Annotated in this window: 10 protein-coding genes; 6 read left to right on the forward strand and 4 right to left on the reverse strand. The window is 48.1% G+C overall.

What is annotated here, in order from left to right; translation table 11 throughout:
* Positions 1-47: 47 nt before the first annotated feature.
* From QL223_RS01715 to QL223_RS01725, 3 genes are all read right to left on the reverse strand, one after another.
* Complete coding sequence (locus tag QL223_RS01715; protein ID WP_281543662.1) at positions 48-770, reverse strand: YebC/PmpR family DNA-binding transcriptional regulator; 723 nt, start codon at positions 768-770, stop codon at positions 48-50.
* Between the two features lie 194 nt (positions 771-964).
* A complete protein-coding gene (locus tag QL223_RS01720) occupies positions 965-2536 on the reverse strand; it encodes a glycoside hydrolase family 16 protein (protein WP_002541187.1) in 1572 nt (523 codons plus the stop codon).
* A gap of 74 nt (positions 2537-2610) precedes the next feature.
* Positions 2611-4095, reverse strand: coding sequence for a carbohydrate porin (locus QL223_RS01725; RefSeq protein WP_281543663.1), 1485 nt, complete (start codon positions 4093-4095; stop codon positions 2611-2613).
* 662 nt (positions 4096-4757) lie between these two features.
* Between QL223_RS01725 and QL223_RS01730 the strand changes: the two genes are divergently transcribed.
* On the forward strand, positions 4758-11972 hold the full coding sequence (locus QL223_RS01730; RefSeq protein ID WP_281543664.1) for a hypothetical protein: 7215 nt from the start codon (positions 4758-4760) through the stop codon (positions 11970-11972).
* A 74-nt stretch (positions 11973-12046) separates the two neighbouring features.
* Here the strand turns inward: QL223_RS01730 and QL223_RS01735 are convergent, their stop codons facing one another.
* Complete coding sequence (locus tag QL223_RS01735; RefSeq protein WP_281543665.1) at positions 12047-12745, reverse strand: hypothetical protein; 699 nt, start codon at positions 12743-12745, stop codon at positions 12047-12049.
* Positions 12746-13585: 840 nt separating this feature from the next.
* Here QL223_RS01735 and QL223_RS01740 point away from each other — a divergent pair.
* Genes QL223_RS01740 through QL223_RS01760 form a run of 5 tightly spaced genes read left to right on the forward strand, consistent with a single transcriptional unit; the run spans position 13586 to position 19154 of the window.
* The gene (locus QL223_RS01740; RefSeq protein WP_281543666.1) at positions 13586-15220 is read left to right on the forward strand and encodes an ABC transporter substrate-binding protein; all 1635 of its coding nucleotides are present in this window, start codon (positions 13586-13588) and stop codon (positions 15218-15220) included.
* Between the two features lie 40 nt (positions 15221-15260).
* Positions 15261-16235 (forward strand): ABC transporter permease, encoded by a 975-nt coding sequence (locus QL223_RS01745; RefSeq protein WP_281543667.1) that lies wholly within the window; start codon positions 15261-15263, stop codon positions 16233-16235.
* 11 nt (positions 16236-16246) lie between these two features.
* On the forward strand, positions 16247-17218 hold the full coding sequence (locus QL223_RS01750) for an ABC transporter permease (RefSeq protein WP_281543668.1): 972 nt from the start codon (positions 16247-16249) through the stop codon (positions 17216-17218).
* Positions 17218-18171 carry an ABC transporter ATP-binding protein gene (locus tag QL223_RS01755; RefSeq protein WP_281543669.1) on the forward strand — a complete coding sequence of 318 codons (954 nt, stop codon included), beginning with the start codon at positions 17218-17220 and terminating at the stop codon, positions 18169-18171. Before QL223_RS01750 ends, QL223_RS01755 begins: the two co-directional genes overlap by 1 nt.
* Positions 18172-18185: 14 nt before the next feature.
* Positions 18186-19154, forward strand: a complete 969-nt coding sequence (locus QL223_RS01760) for an ABC transporter ATP-binding protein (protein WP_281543990.1) — start codon at positions 18186-18188, stop codon at positions 19152-19154.
* The last annotated feature ends 72 nt before the right edge of the window (positions 19155-19226 follow it).

Genomic DNA, 19226 nt, shown 5'->3' on the forward strand with positions numbered 1-19226 from the left:
TAAAATGCCCGGTCGAACCGGGCATTTAGAACGCAAACGTTGAGGAATTAGGCCTCGACCTCTGCGTTGTGGTAAACGTTCTGTACGTCGTCACAGTCGTTCAGCATGTCCATGAACTTCTCAAACGTCGCAACATCGTCGCCGCTCACTGCAGTCATGGTCTGTGGAACGAAGGTGATTTCTTCAACGTCGATAGTCACTTCTGGCATTGACTCAGTCAGTGCGCTTTTCACTTTGAAGAACTCTGTGTGAGGGGCGAACACAGTGATCACGCCATCTTCACATTCGATGTCAGTCACATCTGCGTCTGCCATCATCAGTGCTTCAAGCACAGCTTCTTCATCGTCACCAGCAAACTGGAATACAGCTTGGTGATCAAACATGTGAGCAACAGTACCCGGGCCACCAATCTTTGAGTTGGTTTTCACGAAGCACTGACGCACTTCCATGTAGGTACGGTTGTTGTTGTCAGTCAGACAGTCAACGATCACTGAGCAACCGCCCGGGCCAAAACCTTCGTAGCGCGCAACTTCATAGTTTTCACCGCCACCGCCAGCTGCTTTTTCGATTGCTTTATCGATAACGTGCCCTGGCACCTGATCTTTTTTCGCTTTCTCGATCATGCGCTTAAGCGACAGGTTTGAATCTGGGTCGCCACCGCCGTTTTTCGCGATAACGTAGATTTCTTTACCGTACTTAGAGTACAGCTTAACTTTGGCGCCTTGTGTTTTCGCCATTGAAGCTTTACGAACTTCGAAACTGCGTCCCATGGGGAGTCACTCTCTTTGATATGCGTTTATTGAAGTGGCAGGGATTTTATCAATCACCCGCAGGCTTTTTCCAGCACTAAAAGCGCGATAAGGCTCGGTTTTGCTGAGTTTGATCAAGTGTTGTCCGAGTTAAATGACTTGATGCAAAAGAAAAGGGAGGCTTTCGCCTCCCTTTGGGGTTTCAAGAAGAGGGACTATTTCTTCTCGTATCTAATGTTATCGAGTTGCAGAACCATCGGTCCTGTTGGCTCCATAACAAAGATATTGCGTAGGCCTTCTACATTCGCTTTCGCGCCTGAAGCAAAGCGGTTGCCATTTCCAATCAGTTCAGCGAAGTTGATGCGAACCTCAGTCCATTGACCGATAGGCGGTACTTCAACGTCGATATCACTTGCTGCTGGCCAGCCACTGTCTACTTTCACCATGATCTTGGTTTCAGGTGCTTTTTCTTCAACCAGTAGATCAAAGACCAGCTCGCCACCTTGCATCCATTCGCCCATATTGACTTCTGGAGACTCGAAGTAGAAGTTACCGATCTCACCGGTTTTCTTCATTGCCAGCACATCACCACGGCCTTCAACAGGCTTGGTTTCGGTGTAGATCTTGAACTGTGGATCGTACTCTTTCGAGCGCAGGTGTTTGTCTGGCTTGTCGCCGAACAGCACAAACTCTGGGCCAGTAGCGTAATCCGGACCTGGGATGATGATCTCAGGTGCAGGTGTACCTGCGATGAATTGCGCGGTGTCCTGAACGGTCGCACAACCTTTACCGGTTTCAACATCTTTCGAACACTCGTAGACGCGTACGTAATCGACTTCCATGGTTTGAGGGAAGATAGAGGGATCGATGCCACCCTCGTTAGCGTTCGATGCCCAAGAACCACCCAAAGCCAGGTTTAGGATCATATGGAAACGTTGGTTAAACGGTGCATCTGATTCGCCTGTTACCCAACGACCGCCTTCTTTGTATTGGCTATACCAACCATCCGAACGCTGCGTAGCGTAGTGGATATCATCGATATACCAACGCATTTCGTCCTTTTCCCACTCCAGAGAGTAAGTGTGGAAACCGTCTGCAGGGTTAACATGGTTTGGAAGGTGATATTCCGCAGCGGTGCTTACGTTATCTGGCCACTCGCGGCCATAGTGAAGCGTACCGTGAATACGTGCTTCTTCCGTGCCAGGCTCAGCACCCAGTTGGTCAGTAGGGGTTTTAAGGTTAACTGCTTCGACAATATCAATTTCACCAGAAGCTGCCCATCCACCAAATACATAGTCAGTAGGCAGCATCCAGATCGCTGGCCAAGTACCTTGACCAAATGGCAGTTTTGCTCGGACTTCAAAGCGGCCGTATTTCCAGTCACCTTTGTTCAGCGTACGCAAGCGTGCTGAAGTGTATGGAAGAGTTGCTTTGCGGCGGCTCTTGCCTTCGGGGTCAGCAGCGCCAGTAAACTGATAGTCTTGAGCGACTATATATAGCTTACCGTCCTTTACATGGGAGTTGACACTGCGGTCTGTGTAGCATTGGCGTTCGTTGTTACCACCACCGTAACAGTTTTCTTCATGACTCCATTTGGACTTGTCAATTTTGTCGCCGTTAAATTCGTCATTCCAGATGAGAGTCCATGACTCATTTGCTTTTATTTCTGGAGCGCTAGTATCCAAAGATGTTGGCTGGATTGGATGATAGATTTTACTTTCACAGCCGACTAATGCTCCTAGCACTGCTACTGATACTACAGTTAGCTTTAAAGGGAAGTTACGCATTATTCGTGTCCTTACTTAATGGTGGCTTGGCACCAAAAATTCTGAATGATGATTTGTAGAGTTATGGTTCACTCTTACCAGTATGCATCCGCCTGAATGCCGAATATCACGTCACTTGCACCACTTGGTGAAGTTTCACCTGGAGGAGTAGCGCCTTCGTTTGTCCATGAATCAGGCAAATAAGAGACTGAGAAACGAATCTCTGCACTTGATTCCCCATCAGACATAATGAAAGTAGGTGCTACGGTAAATTTTGATTGATCCCAAGTAGTACCATTCCAGTTGTATTTGTAATAGCCCACATCAGATTGAACAAAGAAGTTTTCATTAACTGGGAATACGTTTCGAACCATCCCTGAATACCAGTAGTTGTATCCTTGGTCGCTGTCTACACCAGCTGGATGCGTGCCTTCGTCATTATATTGAGCTTGGAAAGAAGGAAGGAATGCGATCCCATTGTGAAGAGTGTACCCCCCCCAAAGCAGCAATCTAGCCGACGTGGCGTCTTCTGCTCTATGAGAAATGAGATAATAAGGGTCGCCTGCGGTAGGGCCCCAGCCTCTTGTATCTTCCGGTTTCCAGCGATTCGCTTTGAAACCTTGAGCGGCTGAGCCAGGTCTAGTTGCTGAGTAGTCGGTTATAGTGCCGCCTAGCAAGTTACCAGATCCTAAACCCTCCCCAGCTTGGAGTATTGCGTAAGAAAAGGCATTACCTTTAGCTCCGAAGAAATGAGGCATATGGTAAATGGCTGTTACATCATAGCCTGTGTCTGCCCATTCATTACCCAATAAATCCCAATTATTAGGCATAAATTTGTAGTTACCATGGACAGTCATTCGACCAAGGTTATAGGCTGCATGCAGAGTGTGCATGGTGTTGTTTTGGTTTGAAATTAACCTTTCTTGATCGCTTTGAGAAAGAGAGTTGTAGTAATCGACGAATGGCTTGTTTTGATATTCGTACTCAGGTTGCTTATCAGCGCCTACGCTAATTTGATTTGAATTAGTCAGAGCGTTATTGACGAAGTCATCGTAATCGCTATTGTTATAGGCAGAACTTCTCGAGCTTGAAATGTAAGCAAAGTCTAAAAAGCCATTACCAACTTCTAGTTTACTGATACCTGCACCTAAACCATCTAGGTCGGTGTAAGAGAAGTCAGTCATAAAAATGTAGTTTTCGCTGCCTAGTTTACGTTTACCAGCCCAAAGGTTTGCGCCTCTAGGCACAATACCCTGCATTTCGACGAAACCTATAAGGTCGTCAAATTCTGTATCACCGATACCAATGTGAATATTTAGGACACGCTCTTCATCAAAGATAAATCTCGTGAGAAAGTCTAAGCTTCCATCGTTATCAGACTCTATCCCCAGCCTACCGAGTAACTCTTTTTGGCCAGCGATAGGAGCTTTCTTAAAGTCGTTTTCAGCACTAGCAAAAAAACCAGCGCGAAAATAACCATGAAACTCAAACTCTGTTTCCACTGCTGAGGCGGCAGAAGGTAGCAAAGATAACCCTCCCAGCGCTCCCAAAACCAGTGTGGATAAAATGGACTTCTTCATTCCTTGCTCCATCAAATCTCTGTCCAAGCAAGAAAGCGCTTTCTTGCTTCGTTGTCTTAAACCGACTTGATCAGGCTTCAGCTGGGTGGTGGTAGCAAGAATAAGATCTTTAAAATCGGTTGGTTACAGTATTGCTTTCATGATTTATGGCTTTTTGAGGAGATCTCTAAGACACAATAAAGAAAGCGATATCTTGCCGAACATTAAGTAAATGAGATGTTAATCGCAAATGTGGCTTGGCGAAACTATGTCATTGATCACATAAACTTCACAAGTTGACAACATTCCTAGGTGGTTCCAATTGGCTTTGATGAAAGAGGGTTTTACAGAGGTTTTTAGTATACGGATGTTTCACATTTGGGAAAATTGCACTGAATTTCATTGTATTTATGAGAGTTTAAGTGAAATTGGGGTTGTCTCACTAATAAGTCTGTACAAGCTTTTTTGGTAACAATATTGTTACAAGTACCAATGGTGTTCCTTGAGTATTGGGGTGGTGTCCTGTTCTCGGGTTTTACTTTGCTCAAATAAGAAAGCGCTTTCTTTTGGGCGGAACGCTATGAGTAATATCCATCAACATTCTGGTGGTTGGAAATTAGCGAGCTGCGACTTTATCAAGTTGTGAGCGTTTGCTGACGTAACAGCAGTAATGGATTAAAACGATGAAAAACTACTTAGCGAAAATGCTCGTTGCCGCTTCACTTATTATAAGTGGTTGTGGTGATGAGACGGTAAAACCTTATGTGCCGCCGTCAGCTCCTGAGACTGAGGGAGCTGTATATACGGTTTATTATAATGGAGCTCTACAATATAGCTCCGAGGCCAATGGTTGGGAAGAAACATCATTTCTTGCGGCCAATCCTGACAAGCAAACTTTGGAATTAACTACTCCCCCCACAGGTGGGACGAGTAAAGAGTGGGGTTGGGGCGCTGGTGTTAGTTACCCAGATCAAGGCTCAACTAACCTTACAGGTTATGAAGAAGGGTTCCTGCACTTTGAAATTAAAGGTACGACGACTACCGATATCAATATCGGCTTTCAAACTGGTATTTTCGACAATGCTGAACGCCCTCAAACCAACAACGGTGTGATTTTTGGTCCAAGTGGCAGGTCAATTAGCAGCGATTGGCAAAGTGTTTCTATTCCAATGAGTGAACTTATTGGTACTAAAACCCCTGCACCTAATTTGGGTGACGTTACATCTCCTTTCTTCTTTAGCAGTGTCAATCCCGTTGATGACGGTGGGGTAATTGAAGTTCGGAATATCTACTACACCAAATCGAGCTCTGGGACAATCGGTTCTGATTTAGAGGGCTCAGGCTCTGGAGGTGCTGGAGATAATGGGGGCTCTGGAGGTCAAACTATTGCTCCCGGTGAAGGCGAGGTTACTGCTCAGGCATTTATCGCTCATAGCGGTCAAGATGATACCTATGCAATGCAGTATTGGGGAGATAATTGGGGTAGTGGTACAACCTACGAGTTGCTTACCGAAGACCAGTATGAAAAAACATTTTCCCTAACAAGCGGTTCGGACTGGGGAGCTGATGCAATAGCTATCGCATGGGGTAATGAGCCTGAAAATGCGATTGATATTTCGTCATACAACTTTGCTCGTTTTAAAGTTCAAACAAGTGACTATTCTAACATCAAGGTGTCCGTTCAAAGTGCCACGGAAGACGCTAGTGAAGTGACCTATCCTTTGTCCGACGGGCAGCCATTAGATAATGGCTGGGTTGAGATGGAGGTACCTCTTACTTCGTTTTCAGACATGACTTGGTTTGCTTTGCTTCTTGAAGGTAATAGTGGAACGGCGAAATTAGCTGATATTGAACTAATTACTAGGTCTAAGAGTTCTGCGAATACACAAGGATACATTGCATATAGCGGCCAAGAAGATTCATTCACAATGGAATATTGGGGGGATAATTGGGGAAGCGGCGCAACCTTAACTGAACTCAATAATTCCCCCTACTCTAAAGCTTTCACTTTAACAAGTGGAAATGGCTGGGGCGTAGATGCCGCTGCTGTTGCTTGGGGCAATGAGCCAGAAAACGCCGTTGATGCATCGGCGTTTTCATTTCTACGCTTCAAGGTGCAGTCAAGCGATTACTCCTTAGTGGATGTTTCTTTCCAAAGCGACTCAAAAACTGAAGTTAAAAACACCTATAGCATGTCCAGTGGCCAAGATTTAGGTAATGGCTGGACGCAAATGGAAGTGCCTTTCCCTGCATTCTCTGACATGACGTGGATTGGCATGATCTACAACGGAGCAGGTTCGGTAAACTTTGCAGATGTTGTTCTGGTTTCTCAGAGCGGCTCTGATGGTAACACCGATGGTGGCACTGACGGCGGCACCGATGGTGGTACAGACGGCAGCACCGATGGTGGTACTGACGGCGGCACCGATGGTGGTACAGACGGCGGAACCGATGGTGGTACATATGGTGGGGTTGATCTGGCAGCTCAGCCAGCGCCAACTGGCAACTATCCAGTTTCAAGCGTGACTAGTGGTGATGCACCAGGTCAGCCTGTGCTTGGTACTGCTGAACTTCCAGCTATCTCTTACGGTGCATTCCGTACGACAACCCGTACAGAGGCAAACGTTCCAAGCGTTGAAGATCTGAAAGAAGACTTGAAGATCATGCACGCTACGGGTGTACGTATGCTTCGTACCTACAACACGCAAGGCTTCTCTGATACAGAAAATCTGCTGATGGCAATCAGCCAGCTGCAAGAAGATGATCCAAGCTTCGAAATGAATGTGATGCTTGGCGTTTGGATTTCAGCGCTGAATGCATTCTCTGATCAACCAATTGATCACTCTCAAGAAAGCCCTGAAAACCAGGCTGAAATGGACAAAGCTGTTGAGTTTGCTCAGGCTTATCCAAACATTATCAAAGTGATTGCTGTTGGTAATGAGGCGATGGTTGAATGGGCGAGCAGCTACCGTGTTGAACCTCGCATTATCCTGAACCGTGTTAATGAATTCCAAGAAATGAAAGCTGATGGAACGATCAGCGAAAATATCTGGATTACAAGTTCTGAGAACTGGGCGGTTTGGGCAATCAATAATGACTACTACCGTGGTCATGAGGCAGACATCAAAGCCTTGATGCAAGCCGTTGACTATGTGTCTGTTCACGTTTATCCGTTCCATGATACGCAATTTGATCCTGAGTTCTGGCGTGTTCCAGCAGACCAGCAGTCGCTGTCTCGACAAGAGCAAGCTGATAAAGCAATGGAGCGTTCATTCTCCATGGCGTTGACTCAGTTCAAGGCCGCGCAGGACAGTGTTTTGGCAGTTGATGGCACAAAACAGGTTCATATCGGTGAAACAGGTTGGTCAACACTTTCCAGCGAAGCATATGGTGCTGGTGGTACTGGTGCTGCAGATGAGTACAAACAGAAAGAGTACTATGATGCAATGACTGCTTGGGCAGCTGAATATGGCGCGTCTGTGTTCTTCTTCCAAGCATTTGATGAGCCTTGGAAAGGTGATTCAAGCAACCCGAGCCACTCAGAGCAGCACTTTGGTCTGGTCGATATTAACGGTAATGCGAAATACGCTATCTGGGATTTGGTTGATGAAGGTGTCTTCGACGGTATTACCCGTGGTGGCAACCCAATCGTTAAATCTAATGGCGGCAATGCACAAACTGTTATTGACGGCATCCTGCCTATCCCTTACGCATTCAATGCGGGTGGCGAAATTGAAGGCGATGAATACACGATTCACAACGGATCATTGAATTCAAACCTGACTGCTGTTGCATGGGAAAACACCTCTTGGCTTGCAGATAACTCAAACAGCCAAGTGCTTGAATTGACAACACCTCCAACGGCTGGTGTGGCAAAAGATTGGGGTTGGGGTGCAAGTACTGCAGTATCCGGCAGCTCTGGTCAAAATCTGACTGGTTTTGAAACTGGTTACTTGATGTTCGACATCAAAGGCACAACGACGACTGCTATCAACGTTGGTTTCCAGACTGGTGTATTTGGAGACAATACACGTCCGCAAACCAGCAACAGCGTTGTCTTTGGCCCAGGTGGTTACTCAGTCACAACAGATTGGCAGTCTTACGCGATTCCTGTTACTGAGCTGGCAAGCGGTTCATCTCCAGACTTCACTGATGTGACATCACCAATTTTCTTCCAAGGTACTTCTGACGACGGCGGCGTGCTGGAACTGCGCAATGTTCGTTTCAGCAAAACTGGGGAAGATAATGGTGGTAACACAGGCGGTGGTACAGACGGCGGTGCAACTGGTGAGGTTATTGACCAAGCGTACATTGCATACAGTGGTCAAGAAGACACCTTTGCGATGGAATTTTGGGGTGACAACTGGGGAAGCGGTACTACTTACCAGCAGATTACTGGTGAGGACTACGCTAAGACCTTTGAACTGACCAGTGGTTCTGACTGGGGCGCGCCAAATATCGCTATCGCGTGGGGTAATCAAGATGCCAACGCCATCGATATCAGTAGCTACACTCACGCACGCTTTAAAGTGAAAACCTCTGATTTCACAAGTGTTGATGTGTCTTTACAAAGTGCAACACAAGATGAAGTGAAAACGACACACCAGTTGGCCGATGGCACTGCGCTGTCAAACGGTTGGGTAGAAATGGAAGTTGTGCTTCCTGATTTCACTGACATGACCTGGTTTGGTGTTCTTTTTGGTGGTGAGGGTACAGCACTTATAGCAGATATTGAATTCATCGAACGTGGTACTGCAACATCAACTTCTGGCCCTGGCTACATTGCTTACAGCGATCAAGACGATACCTTTGCAATGGAATTCTGGGGTGATAACTGGGGTAGTGGCGCAACTTTGTCTGCAATGACGGGTGCTCCTTATTCTAAGGCTTTCACTTTAGCAAGTGGTAATGGCTGGGGCGTAGATGCTGCAGCTGTAGCATGGGGTAATGACGACGCAAATGCAGTAGATGCTTCTGGTTACTCATTCCTGCGTTTCAAAGTGCAATCTGACGCGTTCACAGCGGTTGATGTGTCGATTCAGAGCGCTACCCAAAGCGAAGTTAAAAATACCTATAACTTCTCAAGCGGCGAAGACCTCGGTAACGGTTGGATCCAAATGGAAGTGCCTTTCCCTGCATTCTCTGACATGACGTGGATTGGCTTAATCTTCAATGGTGCAGGCTCAGTAAACTTTGCTGATGTCGTACTGGTTTCTGAAAGTGGCTCTGATGGTAACACTGACGGCGGTACCGATGGTGGAACAGACGGTGGCACTGATGGCGGTACTGACGGAGGTTCCGGCTCTACCGAAACTGGTTACATCCTGTACACCGGCCAAGACGCTACTGTGATCTTTGAAGATGTGCAAGCGTGGAACGGTGCAACCATTGATAGCGTTACAGGTGGTACTTATGATCCAGCGCTTAGCCTGACTGTTACAGACGGGTGGGGAGCATTGGCGTGGGTAAACACCTCATCACCTATTGATCTTACTCCTTATACTCATGCTGTATTCAAAGTACTGACTGATTCCGAACAAGTTCGTGTATCAATCATCAGTGAAAGTGAAGGTGAGAGCGCAAATGATTATGCGCTCTCTACAGGCACCGCTTTATCTGGCGGCTGGGTTCAGATGACTGTCCCTCTGCCAGACTATACAGACATGACAACATTTGCCGTTGTACTGGGAGAAAACGGTACACTGCAAATCGCTGATGTTGCGTTTGTGAATAATGGTGGCGGTAATACTACCCCTCCTGAAACCGCGTACATCATGTACACCGGTCAGCAAACTAATATTCTGTTTGATGATGTTCAATCATGGAACGATGCAGGTATTCAAAGCATGACGGGTGGTACTTACGACCCTGCGCTTGAACTCACTGCTACCAATGGTTGGGGAGCACTGGCATGGGTGAGCAACATCAACCCATTAGACATTACTCCATACACACATGCGGAGTTCAAAGTACAGACAAGTCTGGACCAAATTCGTCTGTCAATCCTAAGCCAGACTGAAGGCGAGAGTGTGAGTGATTATGCTCTCTCTACGGGTACTGACCTAGGCAATGGTTGGGTACAGATGACAGTACCTTTGCCTGCCTATACAGATATGACGACGTTCGCTGTTGTGCTTACTCAAAATGGATCACTGCAAATTGCAGATGTTGCATTTGTAAACAATGGCGGCAATACAACAGCTCCAGAAACTGGATATGTTGTCTACACTGGCCAACAGACCAATATCGTCTTTGACGATGTGCAATCTTGGAATGAGTCTGGCATCGAAAACATCACAGGTGGAACGTATGATCCTGTGCTCGAAGTCACGGCGACTAACGGTTGGGGCGCGATCGCATGGGTAAGTAATCTCAACCCTGTCGATATCTCGTCATATACACATGCGCAGTTCAAGGTTCAAACAGATCTTGAGCAAGTTCGTGTTGCTATCACCAGCCTGAGCCAAGGCGAAAATGCGAATGATTACTTGCTTTCGTCTGGTACTGCTCTGGATGGTGGTTGGGTTCAAATGGAAATTCCATTACCTGACTTTGACGATATGACCATTTTTGCCATGGTATTGGGAGAGAATGGAACTGTTCAACTGGCTGATATTGCGTTCGTAAACAACACCGACGGTGGTACTGACGGCGGCACCGATGGTGGTACTGGCGGTGGCACCGATGGCGGCACTGACGGTGGCACCGATGGTGGTACTGACGGCGGCACCGATGGTGGTACTGACGGCGGCACCGATGGTGGTACTGATGGTGGTACTGACGGCGGCACTGATGGTGGTACTGACGGCGGCACCGATGGTGGTACTGACGGTGGAACAACTGGCACCACGCCAATTGTTATCTTCAACGATGCAGCGAATCCTCAGTGGGTAGCGTGGGACTGCTGTGGTGGAACCACACCACCAGTTATCACTGATAGCGATGCTCAGTATGGTGAAGTGACCTTCTTCGAGGTAGTTAATGCGACAGTGAACGGCTTTAGTTCCCGTGAAGGTGTTGCTACCGATCCTCAGCCAGTCGATGTGAATGCCTGGATGGTAGAAGGCGTTATCTCCTTTGATATCAAGCTAATTGCTGCCGGTGAAACACCAGCTGATGTTTGGAACTTCAAAATTGAATCTAACGGCGGGAGCGAGTTTGTCGAAGTCGCTCTAGATAGCCTCCCAGAGTTGGATACTTGGAAAAACTACTCGTTCAACCTAAGCGACCTGTCAAACAATGGTCTAGACCTCACTGCGATAGACCTGATTATGGTGTTCCCAGCTTGGGGTACAGGAATCGGTTCTCAGTACGTGATAGACAATGTTGTTATCTCTCCTACCCCGACTGATGGTGGAACTGACGGCGGCACCGATGGTGGTACTGATGGCGGCACTGACACAACAGGAGACGTTGTTTCCATCTTCAGTGATGACTACACGGATATCACTGTCAATGAGTGGGGCCCTAACTGGGGTGATTCTTCAGCACGTATCATTGATGGCGAGCTTAATGGCAGCCCAGCGAAAGTCATGACAGTTGGTGCAGGTCAAATATTTGCCGGTATTGATTTCTCATCGGCGGCGTTTGATGCTTCAAGCTTCACGACTTTCAATATGCAATACAAAGTGGATCCTTTGTTAGCAGGTCAGGTGATTAACATTAAGCTGTCTAACCATGCTGGTGGAGCAGGCGAAACTGGTGCAATTCAATACACCAGCGTTCCTTCAGGCACTGATGTGGTGACCTTGGCTATTCCGTTGGCTGATTTCAGCGACGCGAGTGGAAGTGGCGACTTATCAAGAGACGCCATTGCTCAAATCGTAATTTCAGCGGCACGTGCGGATGGAAGCCAAGCGGTAGACATCTACCTGGACAACATTTACTTCAGTAAATAATGCTCTGATTTAAATGCAATTAAAAAATAAGGGAGCCGTTTGGCTCCCTTTGTTTTTTTAGTGAAAGCCCAAAATCAAACGTTCTGTGTTCTCGACACAGAGCCAGACCCTGCCTTAGAGGAAAATCCTTTTGCCTTTGTTGCAACGCCGACTTTGGACGTTGTAATCACAAAATTGCCTGCTGAGGGTTCAGTGACGATCCTGCTAATACGAAATCCCGTATTTCTGGCTGGAATATCAGTCGCGCCAGTCCGCTTGTCGTTGAAAGTGAATACCTGCTCGGCCACTATGCTTCCAGGGCTGGTCATAAGGCTAACAGGTGTCCTATGCCTGTCTGTAAGTCCCGTTGTAGTGGCTGCCATATAAGAGGAGTTATTTGCACTCGCTCCTGCGCCCGCGAGGCATCCTTTTCCAGAACCGTATTCGACCTGTTCAGAATGTTCGGCTTCATTGAGGTCGCTAAGCGTATTCGAATCAGATTCAACGGAGAAATTAACAATGATTCCGCGTCGTGCACCTGTGGCTACAGAGTTGAAAGAAATGGTGCCGTTTTGAGGAATAGCTGACACAGAAAACGGTGCGCTTTGGGCAATTCTATTGCCAGAGAAATCCGCTACTAACCTGAGTTTGCCAGCGTTTCCGACCGCAGTTTGATTGACGCCACGTAATCGCAAAGTTTGATTCGCAGTGATGTGCGCTTTAGCACTGCCATTGATGGTTAACGAACCATTGCCACCGCCAGCACCGACGACACTGATAGCAACATCATTCATGGGTATTTGCCACCCTTGCACATTAACTTGTATCGGCGTGTCAACGCGAGGTGGGATTCTATCAGGCATACTTGTTGGAGACGTGCTGGGCCTGATGTGTCGAGGAAAAGTGACTCGTACGCCAGAGGATGCGACCCCAGGTGCTGCTGGCGTCGTTGTGGGCGCTATTGGAGCGGAAGTGGTTGTTGGCGCGGTTGAAGGGCCGGATGCTTGATCTATCAACCCGTCTGTTTCTTCCGTGGATGTGGAGGTATTTACCTTGTCTCCAAGGCTTTTTGTCGGGGTTGAGAGAAGGTCACTTCGCGTGTTAAGGCGGTTGTGGGAATCGGAAAGAATGGGACTACGCTTTCGCGTCAGACTGCTAGACAAAAAGCCTGGCTTAGAAGCACTCTCAATGCCTTGGGCGAACTGTGTTGAAAATGAACGCATGTGAACCTCTGTAACGGTTAGCGTTCTCCTACTTTAGTTAACGTTGGCTGCTTCCAGCGTTTCATGGCTAGGAACGACCTCGTCTTATTTGCCAAAAATCCTGCGATTCACCACCACATACTGTTCTGCAATGATGTAATGGCTCTCACTATTGATACTCATGATAATTAGACGAGTGAGTATTTGTGATCATTGTTACAAAAAGGTAAACGACGGCTTGTTGAGAACGATGGATTTTCTAATATCTATCGCAAAGAAAGCGCTTTCTTTTGGGTTTAAACAAGAAGGCGTACGGAAAGTAGTTGGCTACACTCATAAAAATTAAAGATTTAGATAAGTTTTCATTGGAATGGCAGTAAGGGCAGTTCCAGTGATTGAAAACGGATTATAAAACGACAAAAGGACGGCAAGATGCACAACAAGAATATCATCGCTTCTCTCGTTTGCAGTGCGTTACTGACTGCGGGTGTTCAGGCCGCTGACATTAAGCAGGGCGGAACGCTGAATGTGCCGATCATTACCACTGGTTTTGTCGAAAACTATAACCCTTACACAACAAAAGACGTTTTCCACGGCATCATGTTTGAACCGTTGATGGTGTTCAACAACATGACGGGCGAAACAGATTTCCGCCTTGCAGAGTCTGCTGACTATTCAGATGACTTGAAAACCATCACAGTGAAAATGCGTGAAGGTCTGAAATGGTCAGACGGTTCACCACTGAGCGCAGAAGACGTGGTGTTCAGCTTCGTACTTGCCAAAGACAACCCGGCATTTGATTCAAAAGGCATCTGGTCAGGTGGTAATCTCCAATCTGTTGAAGCCAGCGATGACCGCACTGTGGTATTTACTTTGGCAAACCCAGATTCCACCTTCCTCTGGAATCTCGAGAAATACCACATTCTGCCTGAGAAGGTGTGGTCAAAAGCGGAAAACGCCACCACCTTCACTAATCCGAATCCAATCGGGACAGGCCCAATGACGGAAGTGAAGTTCCTTAAATCTCAACAGATGGAGCTTTGCCGTAACCCGAATTATTACCTTGAAAGTCGCCCTTATCTGGATTGTGTGAACTTCCGTTCATACAACGATAACTCTCAGGTGCAACCTGCGCTGATGAAAGGGGAAGTGGACTGGGGTTCTAACTTTATCGCAGACATTGAAACCACGTTCGTGAAGCGTGACCCAGACAACAACCATTTCTGGTATCCAGCGAACGATGCGATTCACCTTTACCTGAACACTAAAAAAGTGCCTTTCAACGATCTGAAAGTGCGCCAGGCGCTCTCGATGGCTTTGGATCGTGACCTGATTGTTGATATCGCAGCTTACGGTTACCCGACGGCTAACTTCAACGCAGGTGGTATCGGTGAGCTGTATGCGCAAAACATCAATAAAGACATCTCCGCGCAATATGCTTCTCTGACCGAATTCAACCAGGACAAAGCCAAAGCACTGCTTGATGAAGCCGGTGTGAAAGACGTCGATGGGGACGGCTACCGTGACAACCCGGACGGCTCCAAGCTGGAGTTCAACATCGAGGTGGTTAATGGCTGGACTGATTGGATCCAGGTGGTTCAGATGGTCACCGAGTTCTATGACGAAATCGGTATCAAATCGAACGTCAAAACGGTGGATTGGGCGGTCTATGACAGCAACCTCAAGCAAAGCAACTATGACGTCGCGATTAACTGGTCAATGGTGGCGACTAACCCCATCATCGCATACCAGGAATACTTCTCTTCTTCGCGCGTGGGTAACAGCTGGCACGCGGGACACGGTGTTAACGACCCAGAAATTGATGCGCTGATCGACAGCTTCGGTCAGACCGGTTCGCCGGAAGAACAAAAAGCGATTTTGGACAAGCTGCAGGTCTTTACTGCCGAAAACATGCCGTTTATTCCGTTGTTCTCGAACCCTACCTGGTTCCAGTACAGCACCAAGAAAATCGATGGCTGGCCAACAAAGGAAAACCCTTACGTTCAGCCAGTTTGGTACGACGGCGGTAAGCGCGTCATCATCCTCAATAACCTGCACCTGAAATAAGCGATTACGCTGAATTCATGGACTATTGAGGAGCGAATCGATGGCATTTTTATTTCGGCGATTCATATTCTATTTTTGCGCGTTTCTTATCGCGATAACGTTCAACTTTATGTTGCCACGTTTAATGCCTGGTGACCCTGTTGAAGCCTTGTTCGCGGCGGCGCAAGGGAAAATGGATCTAGCGCAAATGGATGCTGTGCGTGAAATGTACGGCTTCCTTGATGGCAATGTCTTTGAGCAATATCTGGCGTACATCAAAAGTGTGTTCACGCTGGATTTGGGACCGTCAGTATTGATGTTCCCCATCAGCGTATCGGAAGTGATTGGTAATGCACTGCCTTGGACTTTGTTCCTCGCGCTTGGCTCTCTGATCGTGGCGTTGATTATTGGTGTGTCGATTGGCACTTATGCCTCTTACCGCCGCACGGGTTTTGTCGGGCAAGTGGTACCGCCTGTATTGGCGTTTCTCAGTAACTTCCCTTACGTGGTGACTGCCTTGTTCCTGTTTTACCTGTTCGGGATTAAATGGGATTTGCTGCCGATTGCCTACACCTACGACCCGTCGCTGGATCCGGGGTTCAATCTGGAATTTATCGGCAGCGTGCTGAAACACGCCATCTTGCCGGTCGGCTCTATGGTGGTGGTTGGTATTGCTGCATGGGTATTCAACATGCGTAACGCCATGATCAATGTGCTTGGCGAAGACTATGTGACCATGGCAGAAGCCAAGGGCTTGAGCAGTACCCGTGTGATGTACCGCTACGCTGGGCGTAACGCGATATTGCCTGTGGCAACTGCAGTGGCGATGGCGATTGGTTTTTCCTTTGCCGGTTCGATCATGACCGAGGTGGTGTTCAACTATCAGGGGTTGGGCAACATTTTATTGAAAGGCATTGTGGCGCGGGATTATCCGTTAATTCAGGCCATCTTGCTGATATTGGTGACGGCTGTTCTCACCGCGAATTTCATCGCCGACTTGCTGTATGTCTGGCTTGACCCGCGCATTGCGAATTAAGGAGCGGGCACATGGATAAGACGATGGAATCGAGCCAGAACAAGCCAGTGAAAATGCCAAACAAAGGCGGGGCGATAAAGCGCGCTGGCAAAAGTATTTACGCCTTTTTCTATGGCAATCCGCCAGCGATTCTTGGCACCTTGCTGCTGACCATGGTGCTGGTCGGAGCGATATTTGCCAACGTGTTGGCACCATATTCAGCGGAAAAACGTGTTGCACGTCCGCACCAGCCGCCAAGTGAGAAGCACTCGATGGGCACAACGCGAAGCGGGCGTGATGTATACAGCCAAGTGCTTTATGGCGCACGTAAAACGCTGACGGTTTCTCTGTTTGCGGGCCTGATTGCGATGGGCATTGCGGTGGCAGTGGGTGTGTCTGCTGGCTACTTCGGCGGCAAAATTGATGAAAGACTGAATTTTTTAACCAATGTGTTCTTGGTGTTTCCACAGCTCCCCTTATTGATCGTCCTGGCGGCGTTTCTGGGGCAAGTGGGCTCATTGGTGATAACGATTTTACTTGGGGTGACCTCCTGGCCTTGGGGCGCACGCGTGATTCGCGCGCAAACCATGGCAATTCGCAACAAAGAATTCATTCTGGCTGCAGAAGTCATGGGTGAATCGAAACTGCGTATTATTTTGGTCGAGATTTTACCCAACCTTGTTTCCATTGTGTTCGGCGGATTCTTGGGTGCCGTCATCTACGCTATGGGCTCCGAAGCAGGGTTGGGTTTTTTAGGCCTGGGTGACGCGACAGAAGTGAGCTGGGGCTCCATGCTCTATTGGGCTCAAACGTCGTCGGCACTCTACACGGGCGCTTGGTGGGAGATGATGGTGCCGGCTTTGGCACTGGCTATCACCGGTGGCGCACTGGCGCTGATCAATATGTCGATTGATCAGGTCAGTAATCCGAAACTCAAAACCGGTCCACACATGAAGCTCTGGCGCAAACTGAAAAAAGCGGCAGACAAGAAAAGGGGGTTGTAATGGCAAACTTGCTCGAAATTAACAACCTCTGTGTGGATTACGTGTCGCCTAATGGCGTGGCACGAGCAGTGAACAATGTCAGTGTGAGCATTGCCGAAGGTGAAACGCTGGGTATTGCTGGCGAATCTGGTTGCGGAAAGAGCACACTGGCGTTTGCGATTTCACGTCTTCATAAAGCGCCTGCGCTGATCTCAGAGGGTGAAATCCTCTACAAAGGCGAAGACGTGCTGAAGATGAATGATAAACAACTGCGCGCATTCCGTTGGAATGAAGTGTCAGTGGTTTTTCAAAGTGCGATGAACTCTCTTAACCCTGTGATCAACATTGGTGAGCAGCTGACAGATGTGATTCTGGCGCACAAAAAGGTGTCGTTGAAACAGGCGACAGAAAAAGCGGCAGAGCTGCTGCAAATTGTAGGGATTCACCCGGATCGTCTGTCAGCATTTCCGCACCAGTTGAGTGGCGGCATGCGACAGCGCGTGGTGATTGCAGTGGCACTGGCGTTGGAACCAAAGCTCATCATCATGGATGAGCCAACGACGGCATTGGATGTTGTCGTTGAAAGGGAGATTCTGAACGAGCTTTATGACCTTAAAGCAAAGTTCGGTTTTTCCATTCTGTTCATCAGCCATGATTTAAGTCTGATGGGCGAAATTGCAGACCGTATCGGCGTGATGTATGCGGGCAACATGATTGAGCTGGGCGATGCGAAAACCGTGTTCGGTGCGCCACAGCATCCTTATACACAAGGATTGCTCTCATCGTTTCCAACCATTCATGGTCCGAAAGAGCGTTTGTATGGGATTCCGGGGAATCCGGTGAACCTGCTGAATACACCGCAAGGGTGTAATTTTCAGGAACGTTGCAGCAAGTGTTTTGCGCCCTGCACTGAGCAGGATCCGCAGTTAAAACTTATCGCGCCTGAGCATCAGGTCGCGTGTCATCTGGTTTAATGAAGGAGCTTAAAATGGAAAGCAAAGAGAACCTTCTTGAAATTAAAAACCTGGTGATGGATTTTCGCATCGGGCATTCCAAGTCCAATTTGATGCGTGCGGTAAACGACGTTTCCTTTGAGTTGAAGAAAGGGGAAGCGTTAGCGATTGTGGGAGAGTCTGGCTCGGGTAAAAGTACCGGTGCTCGGATCCTGACCCGTATTTATGAAAACACCGGCGGCTCGGTTATGTTCAAGGGCAAGCCGCTGGCGGAATACATCAAGGAAAACGGTGAACTGGAATATGCGCGACAAGTGCAGATGATTTTCCAGGATCCGTTTGGCTCCTTGAATCCGGTACACAATATTCATCATCACATTGCGCGTCCGCTCTTGATCCACAAGCGTGCGACCAAGCAAAATGTGACGGAGAAAGTGTACGAATTGCTCGAACTGGTGGGCTTGTCTCCGGTGGTAGAAACCGCAGAGAAATTCCCGCACGAGTTGAGTGGCGGCCAGCGTCAGCGTGTGGCGATCGCAAGAGCCATTGCTGTCGACCCGGAAGTGATTCTGGCCGATGAACCTATTTCTATGCTGGACGTTTCAGTACGTCTGGGCATTCTGAACTTAATGGCTGATCTCAAAGAGCAACACGGGATCGCCTTTATGTACATAACGCATGATATTGCCACCGCGCGGTATTTTGCAGAAAAAACGGCCGTCATGTATGTCGGTCATATGGTGGAGTGGGGCTATAGCGACAGCGTGACGCAGACACCCCAGCACCCTTACTCGAAATTGCTGCTGTCAGCCGTGCCGGAAGTGGGACGTGCAGGACGCCGCGATCTATCGGTTAAAAAGGGCGAGATACCGCTGTGGAAACCCAGTAGTGTCGGATGTCCGTTCGCTTCGCGTTGCCCAATTGCGACGGAAGCGTGCACACAATCCATGCCTGAGGCGACGGAAGTCAAACCAGGACATTACGCGAGGTGTCACCACCTCTAAGGCTATAAGGCCCTAACTAAGCGTAAACTTTTTATCGACCTCCCGGTGATGGTTGAAAAACCCACCGGGAAA

It is taken from the genome of Grimontia sp. SpTr1, from assembly GCF_947387585.1.
GTDB lineage: Bacteria > Pseudomonadota > Gammaproteobacteria > Enterobacterales > Vibrionaceae > Enterovibrio > Enterovibrio indicus.

Coding starts and splice junctions, on each gene's coding strand:
- QL223_RS01730 (WP_281543664.1), top strand. CDS start 4,758: ATGAAAAACTACTTAGCGAAAATGCTCGTTGCCGCTTCACTTATTATA.
- QL223_RS01735 (WP_281543665.1), bottom strand. CDS start 12,745: ATGAATGATGTTGCTATCAGTGTCGTCGGTGCTGGCGGTGGCAATGGT.
- QL223_RS01750 (WP_281543668.1), top strand. CDS start 16,247: ATGGATAAGACGATGGAATCGAGCCAGAACAAGCCAGTGAAAATGCCA.
- QL223_RS01755 (WP_281543669.1), top strand. CDS start 17,218: ATGGCAAACTTGCTCGAAATTAACAACCTCTGTGTGGATTACGTGTCG.
- QL223_RS01760 (WP_281543990.1), top strand. CDS start 18,186: ATGGAAAGCAAAGAGAACCTTCTTGAAATTAAAAACCTGGTGATGGAT.
- QL223_RS01720 (WP_002541187.1), bottom strand. CDS start 2,536: ATGCGTAACTTCCCTTTAAAGCTAACTGTAGTATCAGTAGCAGTGCTA.
- QL223_RS01745 (WP_281543667.1), top strand. CDS start 15,261: ATGGCATTTTTATTTCGGCGATTCATATTCTATTTTTGCGCGTTTCTT.
- QL223_RS01725 (WP_281543663.1), bottom strand. CDS start 4,095: ATGAAGAAGTCCATTTTATCCACACTGGTTTTGGGAGCGCTGGGAGGG.
- QL223_RS01740 (WP_281543666.1), top strand. CDS start 13,586: ATGCACAACAAGAATATCATCGCTTCTCTCGTTTGCAGTGCGTTACTG.
- QL223_RS01715 (WP_281543662.1), bottom strand. CDS start 770: ATGGGACGCAGTTTCGAAGTTCGTAAAGCTTCAATGGCGAAAACACAA.